General features: G+C 60.6%; 22 protein-coding genes and 1 pseudogene. 7 read left to right on the top strand and 16 right to left on the bottom strand.

Translation table 11 applies throughout. The features are described from left to right. A pseudogene (locus tag Q7S58_RS18015) lies at positions 1-264 on the top strand (hypothetical protein); the annotation flags it as partial. A gap of 205 nt (positions 265-469) precedes the next feature. Next, the gene (locus tag Q7S58_RS18020) at positions 470-1,633 is read left to right on the top strand and encodes a M23 family metallopeptidase (RefSeq protein WP_304829160.1); all 1,164 of its coding nucleotides are present in this window, start codon (positions 470-472) and stop codon (positions 1,631-1,633) included. 32 nt (positions 1,634-1,665) lie between these two features. Here Q7S58_RS18020 and dnaB read toward each other — a convergent pair whose 3' ends face one another. Beyond that, positions 1,666-3,048, bottom strand: coding sequence for a replicative DNA helicase (gene dnaB / locus Q7S58_RS18025; protein WP_304829161.1), 1,383 nt, complete (start codon positions 3,046-3,048; stop codon positions 1,666-1,668). Positions 3,049-3,179: 131 nt separating this feature from the next. Beyond that, entirely contained in the window at positions 3,180-3,914 is a 735-nt protein-coding gene (locus tag Q7S58_RS18030) for a rhomboid family intramembrane serine protease (RefSeq protein ID WP_304829163.1), read from the bottom strand. 296 nt (positions 3,915-4,210) lie between these two features. Here Q7S58_RS18030 and Q7S58_RS18035 point away from each other — a divergent pair, with 296 nt between their 5' ends. Then, the gene (locus tag Q7S58_RS18035) at positions 4,211-4,936 is read left to right on the top strand and encodes a dienelactone hydrolase family protein (protein WP_304829165.1); all 726 of its coding nucleotides are present in this window, start codon (positions 4,211-4,213) and stop codon (positions 4,934-4,936) included. Between the two features lie 51 nt (positions 4,937-4,987). Beyond that, positions 4,988-5,413, top strand: a complete 426-nt coding sequence (locus tag Q7S58_RS18040; protein WP_304829168.1) for a hypothetical protein — start codon at positions 4,988-4,990, stop codon at positions 5,411-5,413. Positions 5,414-5,508: 95 nt separating this feature from the next. Here the strand turns inward: Q7S58_RS18040 and Q7S58_RS18045 are convergent, their stop codons facing one another. From Q7S58_RS18045 to Q7S58_RS18070, 6 genes are all read right to left on the bottom strand, one after another. After that, positions 5,509-6,189 (bottom strand): nitroreductase family protein, encoded by a 681-nt coding sequence (locus tag Q7S58_RS18045; RefSeq protein ID WP_304829171.1) that lies wholly within the window; start codon positions 6,187-6,189, stop codon positions 5,509-5,511. A 121-nt stretch (positions 6,190-6,310) separates the two neighbouring features. Continuing rightward, positions 6,311-6,886 carry a VOC family protein gene (locus Q7S58_RS18050; protein ID WP_304829175.1) on the bottom strand — a complete coding sequence of 192 codons (576 nt, stop codon included), beginning with the start codon at positions 6,884-6,886 and terminating at the stop codon, positions 6,311-6,313. A 124-nt stretch (positions 6,887-7,010) separates the two neighbouring features. Next, entirely contained in the window at positions 7,011-7,673 is a 663-nt protein-coding gene (locus tag Q7S58_RS18055; protein WP_304829178.1) for a response regulator transcription factor, read from the bottom strand. A gap of 2 nt (positions 7,674-7,675) precedes the next feature. Continuing rightward, positions 7,676-9,307 (bottom strand): sensor histidine kinase, encoded by a 1,632-nt coding sequence (locus Q7S58_RS18060; RefSeq protein ID WP_304829181.1) that lies wholly within the window; start codon positions 9,305-9,307, stop codon positions 7,676-7,678. A 33-nt stretch (positions 9,308-9,340) separates the two neighbouring features. Further along, on the bottom strand, positions 9,341-12,094 hold the full coding sequence (locus Q7S58_RS18065; protein ID WP_304829184.1) for a UPF0182 family protein: 2,754 nt from the start codon (positions 12,092-12,094) through the stop codon (positions 9,341-9,343). Between the two features lie 13 nt (positions 12,095-12,107). Continuing rightward, a complete protein-coding gene (locus tag Q7S58_RS18070; RefSeq protein WP_304829186.1) occupies positions 12,108-12,413 on the bottom strand; it encodes a hypothetical protein in 306 nt (101 codons plus the stop codon). Between the two features lie 139 nt (positions 12,414-12,552). On the opposite strand from Q7S58_RS18070, the gene Q7S58_RS18075 reads away from it, so the two are divergent. Both Q7S58_RS18075 and Q7S58_RS18080 read left to right on the top strand, forming a co-directional pair. Then, positions 12,553-14,247, top strand: coding sequence for a thiamine pyrophosphate-binding protein (locus Q7S58_RS18075; RefSeq protein WP_304829188.1), 1,695 nt, complete (start codon positions 12,553-12,555; stop codon positions 14,245-14,247). A 36-nt stretch (positions 14,248-14,283) separates the two neighbouring features. Next, entirely contained in the window at positions 14,284-15,912 is a 1,629-nt protein-coding gene (locus Q7S58_RS18080) for an acyl-CoA synthetase (protein ID WP_304829190.1), read from the top strand. Between the two features lie 15 nt (positions 15,913-15,927). Here Q7S58_RS18080 and Q7S58_RS22310 read toward each other — a convergent pair whose 3' ends face one another. The 3 genes from Q7S58_RS22310 to Q7S58_RS18090 are packed head-to-tail and all read right to left on the bottom strand — an operon-like array spanning position 15,928 to position 17,543. Next, on the bottom strand, positions 15,928-16,230 hold the full coding sequence (locus Q7S58_RS22310; protein WP_370655541.1) for a ribbon-helix-helix protein, CopG family: 303 nt from the start codon (positions 16,228-16,230) through the stop codon (positions 15,928-15,930). A 4-nt stretch (positions 16,231-16,234) separates the two neighbouring features. After that, positions 16,235-16,891 carry a hypothetical protein gene (locus Q7S58_RS18085; protein ID WP_304829193.1) on the bottom strand — a complete coding sequence of 219 codons (657 nt, stop codon included), beginning with the start codon at positions 16,889-16,891 and terminating at the stop codon, positions 16,235-16,237. 22 nt (positions 16,892-16,913) lie between these two features. After that, on the bottom strand, positions 16,914-17,543 hold the full coding sequence (locus Q7S58_RS18090; RefSeq protein ID WP_304829196.1) for a DedA family protein: 630 nt from the start codon (positions 17,541-17,543) through the stop codon (positions 16,914-16,916). Positions 17,544-17,728: 185 nt separating this feature from the next. On the opposite strand from Q7S58_RS18090, the gene Q7S58_RS18095 reads away from it, so the two are divergent. Beyond that, on the top strand, positions 17,729-18,034 hold the full coding sequence (locus Q7S58_RS18095) for a hypothetical protein (RefSeq protein ID WP_304829199.1): 306 nt from the start codon (positions 17,729-17,731) through the stop codon (positions 18,032-18,034). Positions 18,035-18,073: 39 nt separating this feature from the next. Here Q7S58_RS18095 and Q7S58_RS18100 read toward each other — a convergent pair whose 3' ends face one another. The 5 genes from Q7S58_RS18100 to Q7S58_RS18120 all read right to left on the bottom strand — a co-directional run bounded on the left by Q7S58_RS18100 (position 18,074) and on the right by Q7S58_RS18120 (position 24,662). Next, on the bottom strand, positions 18,074-18,895 hold the full coding sequence (locus Q7S58_RS18100; RefSeq protein ID WP_304829201.1) for an enoyl-CoA hydratase-related protein: 822 nt from the start codon (positions 18,893-18,895) through the stop codon (positions 18,074-18,076). 15 nt (positions 18,896-18,910) lie between these two features. Further along, the gene (locus Q7S58_RS18105) at positions 18,911-19,735 is read right to left on the bottom strand and encodes an alpha/beta fold hydrolase (RefSeq protein ID WP_304829203.1); all 825 of its coding nucleotides are present in this window, start codon (positions 19,733-19,735) and stop codon (positions 18,911-18,913) included. 263 nt (positions 19,736-19,998) lie between these two features. After that, positions 19,999-20,379 carry a hypothetical protein gene (locus Q7S58_RS18110; protein WP_304829206.1) on the bottom strand — a complete coding sequence of 127 codons (381 nt, stop codon included), beginning with the start codon at positions 20,377-20,379 and terminating at the stop codon, positions 19,999-20,001. Positions 20,380-20,516: 137 nt separating this feature from the next. Then, positions 20,517-21,698, bottom strand: coding sequence for an acyl-CoA dehydrogenase (locus Q7S58_RS18115; RefSeq protein ID WP_304829208.1), 1,182 nt, complete (start codon positions 21,696-21,698; stop codon positions 20,517-20,519). 165 nt (positions 21,699-21,863) lie between these two features. Beyond that, on the bottom strand, positions 21,864-24,662 hold the full coding sequence (locus Q7S58_RS18120; RefSeq protein ID WP_304829211.1) for a DNA methyltransferase: 2,799 nt from the start codon (positions 24,660-24,662) through the stop codon (positions 21,864-21,866). Between the last annotated feature and the right edge of the window lie 266 nt (positions 24,663-24,928).

Raw genomic sequence — 24,928 nt, forward strand, 5'->3', positions numbered from 1 at the left:
ACCACCGACGAATTTCTCGAGTTGTTCGGACTCAAGGACCTCGAAGGGCTGCCGGACCTTTCGGAATTTCGCGAAATCGAGCGCGCGGTCGAGCAGGCGAACATCGGGCCGATCGAAAGCGTCGAGACTCATCCCGAGGACGCGATCGAACCGGATGCGGTTGTGCCCGAGAAGCAAGCCGCGCCGTCGGACGAGCACGCAGTAGAGGAAAATTCGGATTCCGCCGATTTGCCGCCATCCGATGAAAGCAAATCGTCGAGCTGAAGCCATTGATGTCGCGAGCGCTCTGCACCCTCACCCGCCTCTTTATCCTGGAGCGATTCGGCCCTTCGGCCCGAAGTCGGCTTCGCGTGCGTGCCGCGACTTCGGCGACCTCTCCCGCAACAAAGCGGGCGAGGTAAAAGATGCGGATTCTTCGCCTGCGCAGCCTTCGGCTCAGAATGACAATCAATAGACAGGGTATTTGATCATGAAGACATTGCAGGTGCTGGCGGTGGCGATCGCGATCGCGCTTGGATGCGCAATATCCACGTTCGCGGAAGATACGCCGGTCAACGATCCGCTCTACATGCATCTGACGACGATTCCGCAGCCGGGCGAGGCGGCGATTCTCGACGGCGCGGGGCACAAGCATTCGGCGTATGAGATCTACGTCACGAATTTCGGCACGACGCCGATCAAGATCGAGCAGATCGACGTGACGGCCAAGGCGGGCGGCAAGGACGTCAAGCTCGAAACCGACGCGGGCAAAAAGCTCGCGTCGATGTATATGCCGCTCGGCGGCGCGAAAGCCGAAGCGCCGGAAGTCAGCCCGGGACAGACCGGCGTGTTTTTTATCTTTCCGGATTTCGTACCGGATCAAGGAATTCCTGAATCGTTCGAGACGGCGATCAAAATGGAGAGTCACGGCGAGCATAGCGGCTCCGGGACGATTCACGCGCCGTCGATCAAGATAAATCCGGCGGCGCCGATCGTGATTCAGTCGCCGCTGCGCGGAAAAAACTGGTCCGCGGTGAATGGACCGTCGAACAATTCGGTGCATCGCCGCGCGATTCTACCGATCAACGGATTGCCGAAGATCGGACAGCGCTACGCGATCGACTGGGTGCAGCTTGGCGACGACAACAACACGTTCAGCGGCGATAAGGACAAGAACAGCAGCTATCACGCGTGGGACCAGGAGATTCACGCGGTGGCGGACGGCAAGATCGTCGAGGTGAAGGACGGCGTGCCGGAGAACGTGCCGAATTCGGGGAAAATCGCGGTGCAGATCACCTACGATACGCTCGCGGGCAATCACATTATCCAGGATTTGGGCGGCGGGCATTTCGCGGCATACGCGCATCTGCGGCCGGGCACGCTGAAGGTCAAAGTTGGCGACACGGTGCACGCGGGCGACGTGATCGCGCGGCTTGGCAACACCGGCAATTCATCGGAGCCGCATCTGCATTTCCAGGTCTGCGACGCGCCGTCATTTCCGAGCTCGGAGGGTTTGCCGTTCGCGATCGATCAGTTCACGCGCCAGGATTTCACGGTGGACAAGTCCGCCGACGGCAAGCAGACGCTGGTCGTCAAATCGACGCATCCGATGACGCGCGAAGAGCCGATGGAGGACGAACTCGATATTTTCTAGGAGAGCGTTGAAAAAATAATTTCCAACGCCCGCTAAACGCCGGTGTCTTCGAAGACGCCGACTTCGGGCGTGTGATTTTCGAAGCGCGTGTACTGGCTGATGTAGGTCAGCTTCGCGGTGTCAGTCGGGCCGTTGCGCTGCTTGGCGATGATCACTTCGGCGACGCCCGGCTCCTTGCTTTCCTTGCCCTTGTACATCTCCTCGCGATAGATGAACGCGATCACGTCGGCGTCCTGCTCGAGCGCGCCGGACTCGCGGAGATCGGCGAGCATCGGGCGGCGGTTCTCGCGCGACTCGACCTGGCGGTTCAACTGCGAGAGCGCGATCACGGGCACTTTGAGTTCCTTGGCGAGCGCCTTGAGCGAGCGCGAAATTTCCGCGATTTCCTTTTCGCGCGACTCCCCCGGCCGCGCCGAGCGCATCAGTTGCAGATAGTCCACGACGATCAGCCCGAGATTGCTTACTTGCTCGCGCTTCAAGCGGCGGCATTTTGCTTTAAGCGTGATCGCGGTCGTGTCCGATGAATCGTCGATGAAGATTTTCGATTCCGAGAGCCGCGCCGCCGCCTGCGCGAGCTTCGGAAAATCGCGCTCGCTGAGGAATCCCTGCCGCGCACGCGCGCTATCGACGCGCGCCTCCGCACAAAGCATCCGGAGCACGAGCTGTTCCTTCGACATTTCGAGCGAAAAAAACGCGACGCCCACCGGCGGGTCAGCATCCAACGCGGCGTAGGCCGCAATGTTGAGTGCGAGCGCGGTTTTGCCCATGCTGGGACGCGCCGCGATGATCACCAGGTCCGACGGCTGGAAACCGGCGGTGATGCGGTCGAGATCGATGAAGCCGCTCGGCACGCCGGTGATCATCTCGCGGTTCTCGAACAGCCGCTCGAGGATCTTGAGCGACTCGCGCGTGAGTTCGGGCATCGTGTGGAACGACGGCTTAATCCGGCGCTCGGAAATTTCGAAGATTCGATGCTCGGCTTCGTCGAGGAAGCCATCGACGTCGCCCGGCGCTTCGTAAGCGTTGCTTGCGATGTCGGTCGCGATCGAGGCGAGGCTGCGCAGCACCGCTTTCTCGCGCACGATGCGCGCGTAGTGCGCGACGTTCGCGGCGGTCGGCACGATCGACGCCAGCTCCGCGATGTAAGCGGGACCGCCGATGTTCTCGAGCGCGCCCTTGGTGCGGAGCGCGTCGGTCAGCGTGATCGCATCGACGGGCTGAATGTGATCGGTGAGCTCGACCATCGCGCGGAAAATCGCGCGATGACTTTCGCGATAGAAATCGTCGGCAGTCAGGATTTCGAGCGCGTGATTGACCGCCTCATTCTCGAGCAGGATTGCGCCGAGGACCGACTGTTCAGCTTCGAGATTCTGCGGGGGAACGCGCTTTAAAATATCGTCGGACGAAACCGCCACCTGACCACCACCTCTGCAACCGCGCGCACTTTGAATTTCCGATTGCTGAATTATTCAGGCTCAGAGGACCTTGCACAACAATAATCATGAGCGCGCGCCAACGGTTGTCACCATATCCACAGAACGATGAACTAACGGCGGGCGCGGCGGCGCGGCGTCGACGGGCGTTCAGCGAGCATCGGCGCGATCGCCATCCCGAACAGGAAGCCGCCGACGTGCGCCCACCACGCCACGCCGCCGACCAGCGCCGCCTGCGCGCCCTCGGCGAGGCCCGAGTAAAGCTGCACGCCGAACCAGAAGAGCAAGTAGATGACGGCGGGAATTTCGATGACGTAGCTGGTCACGATCAGCGGCAGCACGGTGAGGATGCGTCCGCGCGGATAGAGGATGAAGTAACTGCCGAGCACGCCGGCGATTGCGCCGCTCGCACCGAGCATCGGCACGTCGGAGGCGGGCGCGATCCAGACGGTCGCGAGCGCGGCGGAAATTCCGCAAGCCAGATAGAAAAGCAAATAGCGGGTCGAGTGCATCCGCGACTCGACCGCCGCGCCGAAGATGAAGAGGTAGAGGCAGTTGCCGAGCACGTGCCAGATGCTGCCGTGGAGAAACATCGCGGTGACGATCGTCGCGAGCGGCGCGATCGAATCGTAGGCGGTGCGCGGCGACATTGAATTGGCAATCGCAGCAGGATGCATCGAAAGCGCGGCGGCGACGTCGGCGGGGATCATCGCGAACTTCGAGACAAACGCGATCGCGCGCGGTCCTAGCGAAACCTCATACAAGAAGATCGCGAGATTGACGACGATCAAAGTGACGTTTACGGGTGTGAATCGGCGCGGTGCGGCATTGTCTCGAAGCGGAATCATCGGAGTGAGGCTGCGCAGCCTGCACCCTCACCCGCCTCATCGCTGACGCGTTTCGGCGACCTCTCCCGCAACCAAGTGGGCGAGGTACAGGAAAGACTCGGGATTCGTCGGCTGCGCGATCTTTCGCAACAGAATGACAGAAGCCAATACCGTTCAACACATAGGTGCACAGCAAGGTCGTAGGAGCGGCGGGTCGCCGGCGTGCGCGAGATGATCGAAAAGCGATTGCGGCTTGAGCGATACGTGGTTTGTATGCGACAAGGATCGATGGATCGCCTGCGCAGGAGGTAACGTTTATGGAAGTCGTTTCGAGCGAAGTTTTGATACCGAACGGCAGCGCCACGATGCCCGCTCATCTCGCGAAGCCCGCGTCGGGCGGGCCCTATCCGGCGCTGGTAGTGGTGATGGAGGCCTTCGGCCTCAACGATCAGATTCGCCGCATCACGGACAAGTTCGCGTCGGAAGGATTCGTTGCGATCGCGCCCAACCTTTATTTTCGCCAGCCCAACAATGTCGTCAGCTACAACGATCTGCCGGGCGCGTTCCGCCTGATGGGCGCGGTCAATGGCGATGGACTCGCGGCCGATATGACCGCATCGATCGAATATCTGAAAACGCTGAAGGAAGTTAAGCCAGCGTTCGGCACCGTGGGATTCTGCATGGGCGGCATGGTCGCTTTTCTGGCTGCGTGCCGCAATTCCGACGTGAAGGCGACTGCGCCATACTATGGCGGCGGGATGGTGAAATCGCGGCAACCGGATGCGAAGGCGCCGATCGATTACGTCGAGGGGCTCGTGGCGCCGGTGCTGGCATTTTTCGGCGGCAAGGATGCGTTCATTCCGCTGAGCGAGGTGGACGAGTTCCGCGATGCGCTGCGCAAGGCCGGCAAGACGGCGGACGTCGTGCTCTACCCGGATGCGGATCACGGCTTCATGTGCGACGATCGGCCGTCATTTCATCCCGTGCATTCCAAAGAGGCGTGGAGCAAGACAATTGCCTTCTTCAAAAAGAACCTGGGTTAGGCAGATCACATTTTACTGAAAACGAATTTACGGGCCGGCGTGTGCTGGCCCGTGTTCTTATTCGCGATCGCCGCGGCGACGCTCACGGCGTCGTGCTACTCGTCGGATTACAACCGCACGGTGACGGCCAACGTCGCGCTGCTGTCGGACATGTCGGACAAGCTGCTCGATTACTGCCGCCGCGATTTCCGGCTCGATGGCCGGCCCATCTCGTCGGAGGAGATGGGCGAGTTCTACTATTCATTCAACAAGGCGAGCGCATTTTCGTCATCGACGCCGCGCGAAGTATCACGCGAATCGCATCGGGATTTGATCAAAATGCTGAATGCGTACGAGCGTTTCGTGCACGCCGCCGACGCATATCGCCTCGGCGGCAAGCAGGATCCGGCGATGCTCGCGTCACTCACGTCGCAGCACGATCAGGTAAGGCTGCTGGCGGGCAAAGTGATCGAGGATTTGCGCAACGAAAAACGATGAGCGAGCGCGTCGCGAGTGAAATGAAAAGCGCCCGAATCGCTCCGGGCGCTCTTTTTCAGTAACGCGTCAGCATCGAGCACGACCAAAGGCGCTGCTTAGGCCTTCCAGTGATTGCCGTAGTGATCGAGGTACGCGACTTCGCTGGCCGGGCGGCGCTTGATCGGTCCGAACTTGCCTTGCGGATATCCGATCGGCATCAGCGCGAAGGTCTGCACTTCGGGCGGCATCCCGAGAATCGCCTTCAGTTCGTCCTCGTAGAACATGTGAATGGTTGTGAGCACGGTGCCGAGGCCGAGCGCGCGGCAGGCGAGGATGATGTTCTGCACGGCGGGGTAGATGCTGGAGCCGGTCATGCGCGCGAGATTTTTCATCGCGGACGCGGCCTCGGGCGGCAACTTCGGCGGCGGACCTGACGGCGGCAACTGCTTCAGGCATGCGATCAGCAGCACCGGTGCGTCGGCCATGTGATCGATCAGGTACATCGCGGACGCCATCAGCTTGTCGTAAGTTTCCTGGCTCATGTGCGGCGGCTTGACGCGATCGGTGTAGAGCGCCTTCAGCACGTCGCCGCCCTTGCGGTAAACTTCGCCGATTTTTTTGCGCTGCGCGGCATCCTTGACGACCATGAATTCCCAGCCTTGCTCGTTGCTGCCCGAGGGCGCACGAATCGCGGCGTCGAGAATCTTGCCGATAACCTCGTCAGGGACGGGATCCGGTTTGAATTTTCTAAGAGAGCGCGCCGAGTACATCGCTTCGAAAAGCCCGATTTCTGCCATAGTCAATTTCCTCGCTGATGAATGTAGCTCAGCCGCAGAATGACATCCGGCGGCGGCAAAAGAAAAGCGGCCGGACACCGGTCCAGCCGCAATTGAAGCTTCAGTCAGGTGAGATGCGCGATCAGACCGGCGTGCGGCCCGTTGCCCCGGCCTTGGCCGGCGGCGGACCCATCAGCATTTTGAATACCTTCTTTCGCTCCTCGGGATCCGCGACCATCACGCCCGGCTGATCGTGATGCTTCATTTCCTTGTCCGCCGCGTCGAACTTGCGCACGGTTGCGCAATATTCGAGGAGCAGGCCGTTGGGATCGCGGAAATAAATCGAGCGGCACCATTCGTGATCGACCACCGGCGTCACGTCAACGCCGCGCCCGATCAACTCCGCGCGCTTGGCGTCGAGTGCTTCGATGTCTTCGCAATAAAGTGCGAAGTGATAGAACGCGCCTGGCAATCCCTGCGCGCTGTTGATGTCGGTCGACCATTCTTCGGGGATGCCGGGGACTTTCTCGGGGCTCATGAAGGCCATGAAAGTGCCGTCGCCGGTATCGAAAAAAACGTGCTTGATCTTGCCGCCCGCCTCGGGCTCGAGGATGTCGCACCATCCAATCTCGAAACCGAGCTTGTTGGTGTAGAACTCGATGGTTCGATCGATATCGAGAGTGGCAAGTCCGATGTGGTGAACGCCTTTGCGATTCATAGAATTGTCTCCCGGTGGATGCCTGAGGCGACTACTAGCACAGCGGCTGCTGGCCGAAAAGACTTCAGAACAATCGTTCAGGACGGGCGTTCAGACGGGATGCATCGGAGCTAAGAATCGCACATCAATCGAGCCGCACGAGCTTGTGTTTGATCGCATACATCACCATCGCGGCAGTCGTGCGGAGCGCGAGTTTGCGCTTGATATTTTCGCGATGCGCCTGCGCAGTCTTGGGGCTGAGGCCGAGGCGGCTCGCGACTTCCTTGGCGGTGGCGCCCTCCGCGATCAGCTTCAGCACTTCGCTTTCGCGGCGCGTCAGGTGATCGGTAGCGGGCGCGGTCGAGAGCTTGGAAGTGGCAAAATTCACGCGGTTCAATACGACGGGGGCGATCGACGGACTGATGTAGCGGCGGCCGGCATGCACCGCGCGGACGGCGTCGAGCAGCGCGGACGCGGCGTCGGTCTTGACGAGGTACCCCGCGACGTGGGCCTCGCCGAAAGCCTCGAGCACGTACTCTTCATCCTCATACTGGCTGAGCACGAGGACCTTGCACGCGGGCGACCTGCGGCGAATCTGGCGCGCCGCGGCAAGGCCGCCAATGCCGGGCATCGAGATATCGACCACCGCAACGTGCGGCTTGAGTTGCGCGACGAGTTGGACCGCTTGCTCGCCGCTCGAGGCCTCCGCAACGACGTCGCATTCGGCTGAGAGCACGCTTCGCAGCGCTTCGCGGAGAATTCGATGGTCGTCGGCGAGCAGAACTCGGATGCGCTCGCTGGATTGCATCTTCAATCGGCCGCGGGGCTTTGCGAGAGTTCCGGGATCTCGGCGATGATCGTGGTTCCGGTCGGTTTCGATTCGATCGACAGGCTGCCGCCGACCAGCTCAAGCCGCTCGCGCAGACCGGTGAGGCCGAGTCCGTCGTGCATCCGGGCCAGGTCGATTCCAGTGCCGTTGTCGGCGATCGAAAGCCGCGCAGAACGGCTTGCGGGCTGGTAGCAGATCGATATTTCGACGGCGGTCGCGCGCGCGTGCCTGCTCACGTTGGAGAGGGCTTCGCGTGCGATCCGAAAACACAACTGTTGAGTGGAACGGCAGATCGCGGCGGTATCGAGACTGCCGAGCTTCGCGTCGATTCCGGCGTCGCGCAGCGGCTTGAATTCGCGCTGCAGCGCTTCCTCGAGCGTCGCATCGCCGAGAATCGCGGGCCGCAGTTCGCGTCGTCTGCGCCGCAACTCCTCCTCGATCTCTTTGAGAATCAAGCGCGCTTCTTCGGGCCTGCCGGTGAGCGCGATCTTGGCCGCGGTGAGCAACTGGGCCTGATCGTCGTGCAAGTCGCGGGCGATCCGCGCGCGTTCCTCGTCAACCGCGGCGTACATCCTGAGTGCGAGTCGATCGACCAGCGCGCGGCGCCGCGAACTCTCGTCTTCGAGCGTCCAGCATTTCAGGATCGGGGCGAGCCGCGCGATCATGGTCTCGGCGCGTTCGCGGGCGCCGACCTCGCCCCGATCTGACGCCAACGCGAGCGCGCCCGTCTCGAACGGGATACCAATGCATTGGCCTGGAATCGGATCATCGTTTGATTGCACGACTTCGCGAGTCCGCCAGCATCTGGAAAGAGCGCCGGCGGAGTTGGCGGAATCGAGCACATCGATCGGACTCGACGCGGCGGCGATCTTCAGGGCGCCGTCCTGAAGCATCGCCAACAGCCATTGGCCATAGCCGGCGAAATCGGCAACCAGCGCGCCGATACCAGCAAAGCGTTCATGCGGCGAGAGTTGATTGGCCGACGCAACGGCGGAATCAAGCCGGCGGGATTGCTCACGCTCGCGTTGCAGAGTGTTCTCTGCTTCGTGCGCCGCGGCTGCACTCTTCGACGCGTGCGCCCGCCAGAAATCGAGCGTCGCCGAACCCGCTGCGTTTTCGATCTGCGCGAGCGCCGCGGCATTCATCAATTCCAGCATCGCGTCGAGTTCTTTGCGCGAGCGATCGTGCGGCGCCACCAGCACGATTCGCACCGAGTTGTTGCCGTCGCGCAAGGCCGACGCCGCAAACTGGACGCCCGCCTGAAACGGCTTGATGCCCGCGCTGAGCGCCGCCAACTCCCGCGCGGACAGCGAGATCGCGGCCGGCGCGGACGGCGCCGGCTCGCGGCCAAGATCGCGCTCGGCAGCTTGCGCATCGCTCACGCGATTATCGAGCGCCGCGAGGATCGTGACGATCGCTCCGTCCCAGCGCGAGTCGCGATCGGGCAGCCAGATTACCTGACTCCTTCCGGCGGCACTCCACGCGAGTGCGCATCGTTCGGCGCCGACGGCACGACTGCCCAGCGCCGCGATCGCCGCGATCGATCCGGCGGGCGAGTGTGTCGGCGCGTCAGCCTGACGCCCTATATCTCGCGAAGTTGTTGAGTCGGCCATACCTTCCCCCCGAAGGCAAAACGATCCGATGCCCTATGGATGCGCCGCGTCGCCCGCCGGCGAAAGCTGATCGCCGAGCTTCTTCATCTCGATTCCGAATTCCGACCAGTCGCCGGCGCGCAGTGCCGAAAGCGCGCGATTATAGTGCTGCGCGGCGTTCTCCAGCGTCGAATCGGGCGCGAGCGGTGTTTTTGTAGCAGCTTGCGGCCCCGGCTGGGTAGCGATCGCGCTGGCGATAACCGGCGCTGCCGACGGTGGATTCGCGAACAATGCCGCCATCGTCAGATCCAGCGTATCAGCCATCACCACGCGATCGCTCCACGCCGCGATCACGCGCTGCAACTCGGGCAACTGGCCGTTCTCCGCCCTGATGTACAGCGGCTCGACGTAGAGCAGGGAATCCTGGATCGGGATCACGAGCAGATTCCCGAGCAGCACCTTCGAGCCCATCTGATTCCAGAGCGAGAGTTGGCGGGAGATTTCCGGATTCTGGTTGATGCGCGCCTGGATCTGGTACGGACCGTAAAACAGCTTGTCCTTCGAGAACGAATATTCGAACAGATGCCCATAATCGGCGCCGTCGCAGCGCGCCGCCAGCCACGCGATCATGTTGTCGCGCCCGGCCGGCACCATCGGCAGCATCAGCATGTACTCCTCGCGCGCCTCGCCCGGCAGGCGCATCACGACGTAGTACGGCTGCATCTGCACCGTCTGCCCGGCATAGTTTTCACGCGGTACGCCCCACAAATCTTCGCGGTTATAAAAGACCTGCGGATCGGTCATGTGATAGGTGCTGTAGATGCCGGCCTGGATGAGAAAAAACTGTTCCGGGTAGCGGATGTGCGCGTGCAGATCGGCCGGCATCGCCGACATCGGCTTGAACATTTTTGGGAAGACATTCTGCCACGTGCGAACGATCGGATCGGCGGGATCGGCGACGTAAAAGTCGGTCGCGCCAGTGTAAGCATCGACGATCACCTTCACCGAATTGCGGATGTAGTTCAGTTGATCGACGTTGCGCTGCGAGTAGGGATAGTGATCGCTCGCGGTGTAACAATCGACGATCCACACCAGCCGTCCGTCGTGGATCACGGCGTACGGATCGCTATCGATACTCAGGAACGGCGCGATGTACTGGATGCGGTTCAGGATGTTGCGCCGGATCATAATCTTGCTCTTGTCCACGATATTCTCGGTGACCAGCAAGTTGATGTCGCGGAAATAGATGCTGAACAGCAGGCGGCGCCAGAGGCCGCTCACCGGCACACCGCCCGAACCCGAGTAGAAGGAAAAGACGTTGTCGGCGCCTTTGGGGTAGTCGAATTCCGGCGTCGCCGCATTGACGATCGCGTAATTGTCCGGCGCTTCGCCGAAATAAATCGCGGGCTGCGTCACCTTGAAGCCGGCCTCCGAGATCGCCGGGATATCCTTCACGTAGAAAATCGGCATCCCCTCGGAATCCTTGCGATTGACGGGACTCATCGCGAGGCCGGTGCCGTGGGTGAACTTCAGATGCTGATTGACCCAGGTCTGGGCGTTGCCGGCGAGCGCGTCGAGGTTCATTTCGCGCGGCGAGAGCATCACTTCGGTGTACTTGCCGTCGATCCAGTAGCGGTCGATATCGACGTCGAAAAAATTGTAGTAGGTGCGGATTTCCTGCAACTGGCGATAGGTGTCGATCAGTGGACGCGGATCCCACAGCCGGATGTTGCGGACGGTCGGAGCATCCGCCTCCAGCGCGGCCGGCGTCAGCCTGCCCTGTCCGCCGAACGGCTTCACGTCCACCGTATCGAGCGCGTAGGCGTGGCGGGTCATCGCGATATTCTGTTCGAGATACGGCCGCTCGATCCGGAGTTCGTCCGGCTTTACCCAGAGCCGCTCGATCACGGGTTGGAGAAAATTCAGAATCAGCGCCGGTCCGAACACGATCACGAACGCCATCACCGGCGTCCTCAGGCTGCGGTCGCGCGCGTTGACGAGGCAGATCGCGGCGGCGGCCAGGCATAACGCGACCATCAACCACAGGCCGGGCCGCCAGAGGATTTGATCGACGTAGCGGAAGCCGAACACCACGCCGTTGGTATGCAGCAGCAGGTTGAAGCGCGCGAGCCAGTAGCCGAGCGCGCGCTGCATAAAGAAGATGCCGAGCAGCACCAGCGCGTGCACGCCCGCGGCCGGCGCGATGCGCGGCGGCGATTCGCTGAAATCCAGCGCGCCGCGAATCCAATAGACGGCCGCCGCCATCGCCGCCGACAGAAACAGAATCACCATCCACAGATCGCGCAGTTCCTCGAGCAGCGGCAACGAGAAGACGTAAAAGCCGACGTCGTAGCCAAAGGCATGCTCGGCGATTCCGAATGGCACGCCGTAAACCGCCTTCAGGTACGTATCCCAGCCCGCGGCCTCGCCCTGCGCGACAAAAATCGCGAGCACCGCCGCCACGCCCGCAACGATCGTGCGCCATGGCATGCGCTCGCCCAGCGCGCGCACCAGCTCGGGCAGATTCACCTCGACTATCTCGTCGGGGCGGCGCACCACGCGCAGGCGCTCGCGATCGCGGCTCATCTGGGTGGCGACGAGTCCGCTCGAAAAAATCGCGGCGAATGCAACCATCCAGACGATCAGGAAAATGGCGATCTCGGAACCGACGGTCGTGTTGAATACGCCGCCCAGTTCGAGTCGTCCGTACCATAGGTAATCAACCAGCAGTTGATCGACGATGCTCAGCAGCCCGAGGCCGACGATAACAATCGCGGCCAGCCCGAACAGGATTACTCGTGGTCGCATCAGCCTGGGTGCTTTACGCGCCACCCGACGCGCCACGCGAGATCTGCGCGACGTGCTCGCGAACGACGTTGGGCGGGCATAGCCAGATGAAAACCTTGAGCGCGGCGTATCCGACCAGCAGCCAATCGAGCTCGCCGACGATGGGAATCAGGTCAAGTTCGATCGCCGGCGGCGTCAGCATCAGCAGCAACGCGATCAGGGGGACGCTTTTCGCCAGCATCGAGACGCGCGCGTCGTGGTAGAGACGCCAGAACACGCGGATAAATTGCGGCAGGAACATAACCAGCCGGCCCATCTGGACCGGGTTGAAAAGTTGCATGCGCAGCAATGATCGGAACATAAGGCTTCGACCTGAGAGCATACAGTAGCACAGCGCCGCGCCCAAGTTGCCAAGCTGATCAGGATTGGTCGCGCGGTGTTTTTGGTACAATGAATCAAGCGGCTGGAGGTTCGAGCGCGTGAAGAAGCAAATGACGATGGGCGATTTCATGGTCGCCTATCTGCGCAAAATCGGGGTGCAACACGTCTTCGGAATTCCCGGCGACCTCGCGCTCAAGCTGTTTTTTGCGCTGGGCCAGCGCCACGGACTCGAGATGATCACGCTGTCGCACGAACCGGGGGTCGGTTTCGCGGCGGACGGTTATGCGCGCGCAACCGGAAGGATCGGAGTCGTGTGCGTCACTTACGGCGCGGGCGGCCACAACATGGTGAATCCGGTCGCCGGTTCATTTTCGGAACGCGTGCCGATTTTGATTTTCTCCGGCGGTCCCGGCGAAGAGGAGCGCAAGCTCGGCACGCTGATACATCATCAGGCGCGCGAGATCGAATCGCAGCATCGCATCTACAAGGAAGTCACCTGCGCGTCGGCCGTGCTCACCGATCCGGCGATCGCGGCTCGCGAACTGCATCGCGTGGTGTGCGCGATCTGGGCCGAGCAGCGGCCGGGGTACATCGAGATTCATCGCGACATGGTCGATCGGCAGATCGAGGTGCCCGACGAACTGATCGAATGGGACGGGCGCTTGCAGTTCCAGGAATCGGACGCGCGCAACGTCGAGGAAGCGGCGCACGAGACGGCCGCGATGTTCAATCAATCGAAAAAGCCGGTTGTAATCGCCGGGATCGAAATCCATCGCTACAAGGCCGCCCGCGAACTGGTCGAACTGGCGGAGCATATGGGCGCGCCGGTGTTCGCGACGGTGCTCGGCAAGGGCGCCTTCCCGATGGACCATCCGCTGTACATGGGCGTGCACGTCGGACCGATCAGCCCGCCGTCGATTGTCGCGCGCATGGATGAAGCTGACTTCGTGCTCAACCTCGGATGCCTCAAGACGGACATGAATTTCGGCAACCGTCCGCCGCGCGTGATCCAGGAGCGGACGGTGTGGGCGGTCGATCGCAAGGTCGATGTGAAGTATCACACCTACACCGACGTCGCGGTGCGGGATTTCGTGCACGCGCTGCGCAAAGAGAAACTGCGCGATCATCATGAGAAGGTCGTGTACGCGGACAATCTGCGCGAGACGGCGGCGCGCAACGGCAAGGCGGTGAAGGTCAGCCAGATTCTCGCGACGGTGAACGAATTTCTGGCGGCGAAACGCGAGTATATTGTCGTGGCGGAATCGGGCGACATGCTGTTCGGCGGACTCGACATTCGGGTGCCGAATAACGGCGCATACCTCGCGCAGGGCTTCTACGCGTCGATGGGATTCGCGGTGCCGGCCGCGCTCGGTGCGCAGATCGGCGCCGGACAGCGGCCGCTGGTGCTATGCGGCGACGGCGGATTCCAGATGACGGGACCGGAGATTTCGCACGCGCCGGCCAAAGGCGCAAATCCAATCGTGCTGGTAATCAACAACGGCGGCTGGGGTATCTTCCGGCCGATCGTCGAACGCCGCGAGCTGCTCGAAATTCCGCCGTGGCCGTATGCGCAACTCGCGCGTGACTGGGGCGGCGAGGGTTTCGAAGCCGGCACCGCAGACCAACTGCGCGAGGCGCTCGAAGCGGCGCATCGGAGCAGGACGTTTGCGATCATCGACGTGCGCGTCGAGCGCAACGACCTGTCGCCGGTCACCGTGAAGTATATCAAGGCGGCCGCCAAACGGTCGCAGGCGCCCGCCGAACGCCCCGCGCGCGCCAACGGCCGCGCCTGACTCGAATCGTAACTGACTAATTGATTGACTAATCAAATGACTACTGACTCGCTCGAAAATTATCGGCGGACGTATAGCAACTTCCGATGGGACATGCCCGAGATTTTCAACTTCGGCAGCGTGATCGATAAATTCGCCGAGGATCCCAACCGCGTTGCAATCCTGTGGGAGGATCAGGACCGCCGCCGCGCGCGGCTCACGTTCGCCGATATCTCGCTGCAGTCGAATCGAATCGCCAACGTGCTCGCGAGCCTCGACCTCAAGCGCGGCGACCCGATCCTGCTGGTATTGCCGCGCGTCACGATGTGGCAGGCGGCGTATGTCGGCGCGCTCAAGCTCGGACTTCTCGTGATTCCGTGCACCTCGATGCTGCGCGAGAAGGACCTGGTGTATCGCGCGAACCATTCCGGCGCGCGCGCAATCATCGCGGGCCCCGAAAGCGTCCCGATGATTTCGGATCTGCGCAAGCAGTGTCACACACTCCGGCATTTCATCGTCGCGGGCAGCACGCGCTCCGGATGGACCGGTCTGCACGAGGCGATGAGCCAAACGTCGCCGGTCTTCAAACCCGCGAATACTCAATCCTCTGAACCTGCGATTTGCTACTACACTTCGGGTACTACTAGGGAACCGAAAGCGGTTCTGCATACTCATTCCTATACCTACAGTCATCGCTTCACCGGTAGTAACTGGCTCGATTTGAAACCGGGCGATACTCACTGGACTACATCGGACACCGGCTGGGCGAAGGCGGCATACGGCGTGCTCTTCGGTCCATGGATGAACGGCGTGACGACGTTTATGTACAACGGCCGCTTCGAGCCGAAGAAGGAACTGGAATTGTTGCATCGCTATGGCATCACGACTTTTTGCGCGCCGCCGACCGAGTACCGGATGCTGATCAAGGAAGACCTCGCGCAATATCAGTTCCCGAAATTGCGGCATTGCACCGGCGCCGGCGAACCGCTGAATCCCGAAGTGATCGAAGTGTGGCGCGAGCAACTGGGACTGACGATTCACGACGGCTACGGCCAGACCGAATCGATCATTCTCGCCGCCAACATGCCTGGGATGCCGGTCAAGCCCGGCTCGATGGGCCTGCCGTTTCCGGGCCACGACGTCCGCGTGATCGGCGACGACCTGAACGAGACGGCGCTCGACGAAGTCGGCGAGATCGCGGTGCGGGTCAAGCCGGAACGGCCGCCATCCCTGATGCGCGAGTACTGGAAAAATGCGGAGGAGACGGCGAACGTGTTTCGCGGCGATTGGTATCTGACCGGCGATCAGGCGACGCGCGACGCGGATGGATACTTGTGGTTCGTCGGCCGCGCCGACGACGTGATCATTTCGGCGGGCTATCGAATCGGGCCTTTCGAAGTGGAGAGCGCGCTGCTCGAGCATCCAGCGGTGATGGAATCGGGGGTGGTCGCGAGTCCCGACGCGGAACGCGGCTCGATCGTGAAGGCATTCGTGCGATTGAAGCCGGGCGCCGCGCGCAGCGACAGCCTGGTGCGCGAACTGCAGGAGCATTGCAAGCGTATCACGGCGCCCTACAAGTATCCGCGTGAGATCGAGTTCATCGACGAACTGCCGAAGACCGTCAGCGGCAAAATCCGCCGCGTCGAACTCCGCCAGCTGGAAGAATCGAAGAAACGAAAACCGTAAGACCGAAAACGACCTTCAATCGCGAAGGTACCGTTTGAGATCGCGCTCGGTGACGATTCCCTTTTCGCGGGCTTTGCGGCTCCAGTAGCCCTGAATGTCTTTGAATTCGCGTTTGAGACACTCATTCCGCGCCGTTCGCAGCGCTTCCTGAATCACCGAGCTTAGGCTGCGGCGTTCGGCGCGAGCGATCTGTTCAACCTCGTCGGCGAGATCCTTGGGCAGCGAGATAGTTCTCTTAACGGCAGGCTGGCATTGATGCGTCTCGTGGTGTGAATAAATCCAACCAGCAAGACGTGGTGCATACGAATTAAATCTGATGGCGCTACCTGATCTGCGCTGGTTCGGGCGTCGCGAGTGGGAGGGCGGCGCGGAATTTCGGCTCCAGCATCAGACCGCCGAGCGTGCGCGACAGCGCCACCGACAGCGATTCGACCGGCTCGGTTTCGAGCGGCAGGAAAACCTCGTTGCCGACTGGTTCGGGCGGTTCCTTCTCGATGCCCGTAACTTCGCCCGAATAGAGCACCTGCCCGGCGCGATTCCTGAGCTCAAATTTCGCGACCACCATCGCGGTCATGTCGAAGTATTGCCCGTGGACGGTCTCGTCAGCGCCGTATCGTTTGTTGACCTCGACCTGCTCGAGCGTTGAGTAGAGGATAAAATCCGCTCCCGCAGGCGGCTTGCCGTCAGGCGCGATAGAATCAACCGCGACCGGCGCGAGGCCCGCGTCGGCGAGCGCATGCCTCAGCATTAGCGTGAACATCGCGCCGGCATCGACGATATGCAGCGAACTCTCGGCGGCGCCATCGACCGCATAGATCTTGCCGACTTCGACCCGGCCCGAGCCGACGCGCGACGCCGTGGGCGGCACGGCGATTTTAACTTTACGGAAGATGTGCTCGGAGCCTGCGACGATTCCCGGCAAAAAGTGCGGCGTCAATTGCGAGCGCGGACGGCATCCCGCGAGCGCCAGCACGAGCATCAGTACCGCGAGATTGCGGCGCCTACGGTTCGGGCCGCGTGACCGCCTGATGCCGCTCTCTCCACCAGTAAACAAAGATGCCGACCGACACCAGCACGATCGCGACCGCGATCCAGCGCGAGGCCTGATGCGTCATCTGCACGACGCGGTACAGTTCGTCGCCCAGCAGGTAGCCCACCGTCACGACGATCGTGCACCAGACGATCGCGCCCAGGATGTTCCAGCCGAGGAACCGGAAGAACGGCATCCCGCACGCGCCCGCCATCGGGCCCGCCATGAAGCGCGCGCCGGTGACGAAGCGCGCCATGAAGACGGCCTTGTTGCCGTGAGTTTGAAAAAACGTCTGCAGCCGTTCGTAGCGCGTGCGCAAAAATTCGGATCGATCCGCGAGCCGGATCAGCACACGCTGGCCGCCGGTGCGTCCGATCAGAAATCCGCAGCAGTCGCCCGTGATCGCGCTCAGCGTGACGACCAGGTACACGATCTTCAGATCGAGCAATTCGCGCCCGGAGAGAAACCCCGCCGCGAGCATCACGGTCTCCTCGGGCACCGGAATTCCGAGGTTGCCGATGAACACGCAAACGAAGATGCCGAGATAGCCCCACTCGCCGAGCCATTGCGCGATATTCGCTGGATCAGTTATCCCGTGCATCGAAATGTCGCGATGGCGAAATCGGCGCCAATCCTCCCGTGGTACGAGGCCCTTTTTAGCTTGGCGGATTTAGGCGATCAACGTAAGAGCCGTTTGCTTTACACATGGCGGGTCTTCAGTCGTATAAACTTCGCAATTCCGTATCGGCGATCGGCATTCTGGAAATAATCAGCCGAGGAGATTCTGTGATTCTTACCGCGACGATCCTGATTGCTGCGGCGATTCTCGAAGTCGGCGGCGACGCCTTGATCCGGCTCGGCCTGCACGGCTCGAGCGGATGGATCGTCGCGGGCGCAGTCGCGCTTACGGCCTATGGCCTGATCGTGAACCAGGGCCGGCTCGATTTCGGGCGCCTGATGGGGGTTTACATTGCGGTCTTCTTCGTGGTCTCGCAGATCATCGCGATCGCGATCTTCGATCAAGCGCCCGCGCGCACGACGATAATCGGCGGCGCATTCGTCGTGATGGGCGGAATCGTGATGATGATTTGAGAACGGCGCCGACCGTCGAGTCGGCGCCGCTGCGTGGCTCTACTTCTTTTTTGCGAACGGGCGATCGCGCTCGGTCAGCGCGCCCTTCAGACCCTGCTCGCGGCTGGCTTTCATCCAGTTTTTGACCGTGTCCGTCTGATGCGCGATCACGTCGATATCGGCCGACGATTGCTCGGCGGCGCGAATCCCCAGGATGTCGAGATAGCGATTGACCGCGGCCTTGTGCAGCATCAGCAGTTCCGCCGGCACCATCGCGACGCGCCGCGCGTAGTTCAGCGTCTCCTCCTCGAGCTTGTCCTTGGGGAAGACGCGATTGATCAGATGCCACTCGAGCGCTTCCTGCGCTGGCATGTAGTCGCCGGTGAAAAAATATTCCTTGGTCTTGCGCGGCCCCATCATCACCGGCCACATCGAGAGCGTCGGCAGGATTCCGAGCGAGCGACCCGCCGGATGCCCGAACACCGCGTCCTCGCTCGCGAACACGATATCGCAATGACCGACGAATTCGGTGCCTCCCGCGAGGCAGTAGCCGTGCACTTGCGCGATCGTCGGTTTGTTGATCGACCAGAGGCGCTGCCATCGCTCGATCGTCTTGTGCAAGCCGAGCCGGTCATTGGTAACGGTGAAGGTCGAGCCGGGATGCTGCGTGCCCTGCAAATCGTAGCCGGCGGAAAACGCGCGGCCGGCGCCGCGAATGATCAAAACGCTCGCGTCGGCGTTGGTCTCGTACTCGTCCATCACGAGATCGAGTTCATGCAGCAGCTTCTGCGAGAGTGCGTTGAGTTTTTCGGGCCGATTGAGCGTGAGGCGAAAAATCTTGTCCTCGACCCGCTCGTAAATGACGGTTTCGTAAGTCGCCATGACATCCTCCCTCGATTAATTCACTCGATTCAGAAAATCGCCGGCGACGCGCACGGTCTCTTCCGGCGCCTCCCAGAAGAACATGTGGCCCGCGGCTTTGAGAATGTGCACCGATGAACCGGCGATCGCGCCGTGCAGGATTTCCGCGTTTTGATGCGGCACGATCGCGTCGTCGTCGCCGTGAATGATCAGCGTCGGCGACTTGATCTCGGTGAGCCGCGCGAAGGTATCGAAGCCGCCGATCGCAGCGGCCTGGCGCGCAAACGTATGCATCGGCGTCGCCGGATAATTTCCCATCTCTGCGATCTCGCGATCGAGCGTCGCCTGTCCCGCCGCTGAATTCAGGAACGCCTTGCCGCATGCGACCGCGAAGGCTCGGCGGGCCTGCTCTTCGGGCGGAGTTCCCGGCGTGGGCATCAGCGCCGCGACCGCTTCGGGCGGCGCCGCGATTCCCTTGCTGGCGCCGCAGTTGGTGCATCCGAGCACCAGGCCGCGCGTGCGTGCGGGATTCGTGAGCGCGAATTCCTGCGCGATCATCCCGCCCATCGAGATTCCGAAAATGTGCGCGCGCGGCGTGTTCGCATGATCGAGCACGCATGCGATATCCGACGCCATGTCGTTCATCGTCCACGGCGCGTCGGGCTTGTCGCTCTCGCCGGTGCCGCGATTGTCGATCACAAAAATCTTGAACCGCGATTCCATCAATTTTAGAAACGGCTCGCCCCAGCCGCGCCCGGATCCGCTGAAGCCCATGATCAGCGCGACCGGTTCGCCGCTGCCGCGAATCTCGTAACGGAGTTTGAGGCCATCTTTCGTTTGCGCAAAATCACGAATTGCCACTGATTGATCTCCTTCCTGTGTATGCAATAGGACCGCGGACGCTTGACGATCAAGCGGCGGCCTTGGTGAAACTGGCTACCGTCAGCAAGCTCCCGAGGATATGTTGCAGAAAATCGAAGTACGCGGTGGCGGTTAATCTTAGCAACTTTCGGGCGCGCTTTTCGGCGGCGAAGTTGGCAGACCTTGCCACGAAATGTCGTGCACAGTAAAGGCACGGTAATGATTTTCGGAGATGTACGCTACTGGACTATTCTGCTCGCGACCTAGTGGAAGATTTCATCGAGATTGGTTATTTCGATCCAATCGTCACCGGCGGAAGCCTTCGGTTGCAACCGGAAGAATTCGACCGCTTTCCCCTTCTTCCATACTCCGAGAAGCGATTGCTCTGCGCCATGTCGCTTGGCAACGGCGCGTAAACGGATTCCATCTTCCACGGTCGGCATCGCAGCGCTGCCACCTTTTACCTGGATTAAAACGATATGCAAGGCGTCGCCCCGCTTCATTCCCTGGTGCGGCGGCGAATGATCTTTACGAATCGCAAGTAGGTCCACCACGCCGACCGATTCTCCACCCCTTCCACCGACGAAAGTCACTAGTTGCCACCGAGTTCGCGCCACCACGCGGCGAATGCGAACTTTGGTCATTGTCACCGCCCATCGGGCGGTCCGCGCTGCTTTTTGCTGCGCCTCTTTCCAATCCACAGGCATAGATGAGTGGAATTGTACTGCTATCTGGCCGGCTCCAGCGCTCGCGCCTTGAATGTATGCGCGAGGAAAGTAGCTCAGCCCTTAGGCAGGCCCAGTACGCGCTCGCCGATGATGTTGTGCTGGATCTGATTGGTGCCGGCGTAAATTGTCGGCCCGCGCGCCGCGAGCATCCGGAACGACCACTTGCCCTTGTCCATCGCGAATGGCGCGCCAAACTCGAGCTGGCTGTACGGTCCGAGCAGTTCCATCGCATACAGCGCAATCTTGAGCCCCAGCTCGGTGCCGCAAAGCTTCATCATCGATCCTTCCGGCCCCGGCGGCATCCCCTTGAGCTGGCGCGTGAGCTGGCGATAGCCGGTGTACCTGAGCGCCTGCGCCTCCGCCGCGAATTCCGCGATCTTCTGCCGCACGCTCGAATCGTCCCACGCGCTGGCGCCGTCGCGCGGCAGCCGCTTCGCAAGCGCCGCGAGTTCCTGCACCTCGCCGACGGCACCCTCGCCACCGCCGCCGCCACGCTCGAACATCAGGGTGGTCATCGCGACCTGCCAGCCATTATTTTTCTCGCCGACGATATTTTTCTTCGGCACCCGCACGTCTTCGAAAAAAACTTCGTTGAAGCCCTTGCCGCCGGTCATCTGCACCAGCGGACGCACGGTGATTCCGGGACTGTGCATGTCGATCAGCAGATAGCTGATTCCCTTATGCTTCGGCGCGTCGGGATCGGTCCGCACCAGCGCGAAAATCATGTCGGCATGCTGCGCCATCGAGGTCCACACTTTCTGGCCATTGACGATGAAATCGTCGCCATCCTCGATCGCGCGCGTCTGCACCGACGCCAAATCACTGCCGGAGCCCGGCTCCGAGTATCCTTGGCACCATACTTCCTCGCCCTTGAGGATGCGCGGAATATGATGCCGCTTCTGTTCCTCGGTGCCCCAATGCATCAGGGTCGGGCCGAGCAGGCTGATGCCCATCCCGATGAACGGCTCGTTGAGTCCGAGCCGGCTCAGCTCTTCGCGAAAGATCAAACGCCGCATGACGGTCGCACCGCGTCCGCCGTATTCCTTGGGCCAATTGACCGCGACCCATCCGCCCTCGTTGAGTTTCTTGTGCCAGTTGACGCGCGCTTCCCAGTCGCCCTCGCCTTCATCCGCCATGATATTGCTTGGCGGCGGCGCGAATTTCCTGTTGGCCTCGAGCCACGCGCGAACTTCGGTGCGAAACGATTCGTCTTCGGTGCTGAAATTAAAATCCACTGAGGTGTCCTTTCTATGCAGAAAATCCCGGTTGTAAATTTGGATGCGTTGACGCGGAGCCTTTTTGGCAGAGTCTCGATCCTGTGGTCTGAAACTTAGACCAGTTGCGCGCTCTCCGCAAAGCGCCGGATGGCGGCATCGCGCGTTCCGGCGCGGCATGCTGTCCTAATTTGAGTGCGTTTTTCGTCGGCGCTTTTTGGGTTTGAAAATGAGAGGCCTGGTGATTTTTTCGTACAGGGCGAACAGGTGTTCGACGCGTTGGCGTTCGTTCTCGAAAGGTTGCGGGCGATAGCAGCGATCAACGGCTCGGTCCAACTCGGCATGGGCCTTGACGAGGACTGGCGGCATCCTCAATGGGTCGTAAAGGTCGGCTAACGTCGCGTCAGGAAATTCCTTGCGCGCGTCCAGCACCACCTGCGCGGATTCCGCTACAACCGCACGCTGTTTGTCCGTGGGTGCTTCGGGCCACGGATAGTTGTTGTAAACGAGACTATTCGAGTAACGGTAACGCGACTCCAAGCGTCCGCAAACTTGTTTGACCCACGCCATATGCATCGCGGAGGATAGGACGCCGAAATGGTAAACCGTGGCGTCGGGAATAAAGAGTACAAGGTTGCTGCCGATAACGGTTTTCGGCATGAATCCAATTGGAATGTATCGGCGGGTCTCTGACGAAACGGAAGGAATCAAAAGGTAATCGTTGTTAGGCTGGCGAATCTCACCAAACAATGTCGGTGTTTTCGCCAACTCGCGTGTCGTCTCACGCGAGCTTGCCTCGCGATGGTTGCGCACACCTTCAACTCGCGCCATGACTTCTGGCATTGCGCGAAGTTCCGCCGGAGATGCGTCTACTAACCAAAGACACCAGCGTTGCGTGCCGTTAATGAATTCCTGCGATCCAAGAAACGGGCGGATGAATTTTTTGGAGCTAGGCTCCTTCTTTAGTAGGTCTTCTCTTTCGGAATCCGTCAGCAAGAGATGTCCGCCGTCGTTAGGCATATTGCCAAAAACAATTTCGGGAACCGGAGAGACGGGCGCTGAACGCGATAACACAACCACGTCGCTGCCTTCGATGAGATACGGGCTGATGTTTCTCGCGGGAGCTACATGCGCCTGCCCGGTGTCGGCGTCATAGTCGTAGATGCGTTTAGTTTCTGTGTCGAATGCTCCGAAGCCGATGATGACGACGTGAACATTGGCTTTGCCGCGTGCTTCGCTCGCCCATGCAAAGGTGCGGTGAGCGAACTGAATTTTCAGATGGTATCGTTTGAAGAGTTCATTCCAAAGAATTCCGACTTGCTCTCCTTGGCTAATTGAGTTCGTTGAGACGAACCCGACTGTGACCCGAGTGTTCTGAATATATTCGCCCGCTTTGAAATACCAACCTGTGACGTAGTCGAGCACGCCACCGCCTTTGACCTTGCCGCAAACAATTTCCATGTCAGCTTTCTGTTCGGCATTGCCAAATTGCTTTCCGCCAAACGGGGGGTTGCCGAGGACGTAGCTGCACTTGTCTGCCGGAATAATTTCTTTCCAATCTAGTCTGAGCGCGTTGCCGCAGCGGATCGCAGGAGACTTTTTTAGCGGGAGCCGCGCGAAGTATTGGCCGAACGCTAGGGAAAGCCGAAGGTTCATCTGGTGATCCATCAGCCACATAGCGACTTCAGCGATGCGCACCGGCCACTCGCTGATCTCGATGCCATAGAACGCGTCCACGTCCACAAGTGAGAGTGTCGTGATGTCGAGTTCCTGCTGCCCACTGTAAAGCAGCTTGAGGATTTCGATCTCCAGCAAACGCAATTCCCGGTAGGTGATAACCAGGAAGTTGCCGCACCCGCATGCCGGGTCCAGGAAGCGGAGTCCCGCGAGTTTTTGGTGGAAGCGTCTGAGGTCGGCCTTGCTGCCTTTGGCGCGGTCAAACTCCGCGCGCAGGTCGTCGAGGAAAAGTGAGCGGATAACTTTGAGGATGTCGCGCTCGCTGGTGTAATGCCCTCCGATTTGCCGCCGTTCCTTCGGCTCCATGACCGCCTGAAATAACGAACCGAAGATAGCTGGTGAGATGCGCGACCAGTCGAAGCCGGCGCAGGCCAGCAGGGCGTTACGCATGTCGGGGTTGAAGTCGGCGAAACCGAGATCTTCAGCAAAGAGTTCGCCGTTGACGTAGGTGAATGCGGCCAGAGCTTCGTCGAGATTTTTCTGGCGCTTGTCAGGCGGTGTGTTCAAGACCTCGAAGAGGCGCGCTAAGTGCAATCCGAGGTCGGAGCCGTCTTCCGCAGTGCGGTTTAGCAGGTACAGGTTGAACGATTCGCGGTCGAAAATGCTCGTGTCTTCGGCAAAGAGGCAAAAGAGGATACGGACGAGGAAGCGTTCGAGTCGATGCCCTGAGTAGCCGCCCGCTTCAAGCGTGTCATGGAGGCGGCCCAAGATTTCGACCGCTTCAATGTTGATCGGATTCTGTTCCTCGAATTTGTGCTGCTTGTAGCCGGGGATGAATGCGAAGTCCTGGATGTGCTTGTGAAAATCATCCAGCGGAAATTCGATAGTGGCCACGCGGCTGTTGTCGACTACCGGCAAGACGCCCTGATCGTCCGGGTCGAGATCGTGCAACGCGATGCGGGCAAAATCTGAAACGATGACGTAACGAGGAATTTCCTTCTGGCGGCCTTCGTTGATCAGCGCCTGAATGTAATCGAAGGCCTGGGACTGTGCGCGGCTGAGGTCTTGACCTGCGCTCTTGTGCTCGACGAGCAAAGTACTCTTCCAAAATAGATCAATAGCGCCATAGTGCCCGGAGAGGTTTTTAACTGGTTCTTCGAAGCTGGCGAGTGCCTTACGGCTCATGCCAAAGACTTTGAAGAACTCGTTCCAGAAAGTTTGTTTTTCCGCGCGCTCGCTGGTGACGCCAGTCCATTCCTTTGAAAAGGCAATCGCGCGATGACGGATTTCATTCCAGGAAAGAGGCATCGGCGGATGATAGCAGAACTGTGCCTAGCAGTGAGCGTGCGGTTTCTGAACCCGAAATTAGGACACTATCCGGCGCGGCGTGCTCCTTTCATTGCGGCGCGTTTGACAATAGTTTGGAGATTGCGGAAAGTCGTGTCTCGAAACAGTTCCCGGGGAGCAAGTGTTCCCGAGAACAATCAGATCTTGGGCCGAGCTTTCGCGAGGCGCGAGCGCAGCGAGTCCCGAGGCGGAGCGGAGCGTAGTCGAGGGGCATACTCCTCAATGAA

It is taken from the genome of Candidatus Binatus sp. (assembly GCF_030646925.1).
Lineage (GTDB): Bacteria > Desulfobacterota > Binatia > Binatales > Binataceae > Binatus.

Bases quoted from the DNA above. Each gene is read 5' to 3' on its own strand.
- Q7S58_RS18020 (WP_304829160.1), top strand. From the start codon at position 470: ATGAAGACATTGCAGGTGCTGGCGGTGGCGATCGCGATCGCGCTTGGA.
- Q7S58_RS18030 (WP_304829163.1), bottom strand. From the start codon at position 3,914: ATGATTCCGCTTCGAGACAATGCCGCACCGCGCCGATTCACACCCGTA.
- Q7S58_RS18035 (WP_304829165.1), top strand. From the start codon at position 4,211: ATGGAAGTCGTTTCGAGCGAAGTTTTGATACCGAACGGCAGCGCCACG.
- Q7S58_RS18045 (WP_304829171.1), bottom strand. From the start codon at position 6,189: ATGGCAGAAATCGGGCTTTTCGAAGCGATGTACTCGGCGCGCTCTCTT.
- Q7S58_RS18050 (WP_304829175.1), bottom strand. From the start codon at position 6,886: ATGAATCGCAAAGGCGTTCACCACATCGGACTTGCCACTCTCGATATC.
- Q7S58_RS18055 (WP_304829178.1), bottom strand. From the start codon at position 7,673: ATGCAATCCAGCGAGCGCATCCGAGTTCTGCTCGCCGACGACCATCGA.
- Q7S58_RS18060 (WP_304829181.1), bottom strand. From the start codon at position 9,307: ATGGCCGACTCAACAACTTCGCGAGATATAGGGCGTCAGGCTGACGCG.
- Q7S58_RS18065 (WP_304829184.1), bottom strand. From the start codon at position 12,094: ATGCGACCACGAGTAATCCTGTTCGGGCTGGCCGCGATTGTTATCGTC.
- Q7S58_RS18070 (WP_304829186.1), bottom strand. From the start codon at position 12,413: ATGCAACTTTTCAACCCGGTCCAGATGGGCCGGCTGGTTATGTTCCTG.
- Q7S58_RS18080 (WP_304829190.1), top strand. From the start codon at position 14,284: ATGACTACTGACTCGCTCGAAAATTATCGGCGGACGTATAGCAACTTC.
- Q7S58_RS18085 (WP_304829193.1), bottom strand. From the start codon at position 16,891: ATGCTCGTGCTGGCGCTCGCGGGATGCCGTCCGCGCTCGCAATTGACG.
- Q7S58_RS18090 (WP_304829196.1), bottom strand. From the start codon at position 17,543: ATGCACGGGATAACTGATCCAGCGAATATCGCGCAATGGCTCGGCGAG.
- Q7S58_RS18100 (WP_304829201.1), bottom strand. From the start codon at position 18,895: ATGGCGACTTACGAAACCGTCATTTACGAGCGGGTCGAGGACAAGATT.
- Q7S58_RS18110 (WP_304829206.1), bottom strand. From the start codon at position 20,379: ATGACCAAAGTTCGCATTCGCCGCGTGGTGGCGCGAACTCGGTGGCAA.
- Q7S58_RS18120 (WP_304829211.1), bottom strand. From the start codon at position 24,662: ATGCCTCTTTCCTGGAATGAAATCCGTCATCGCGCGATTGCCTTTTCA.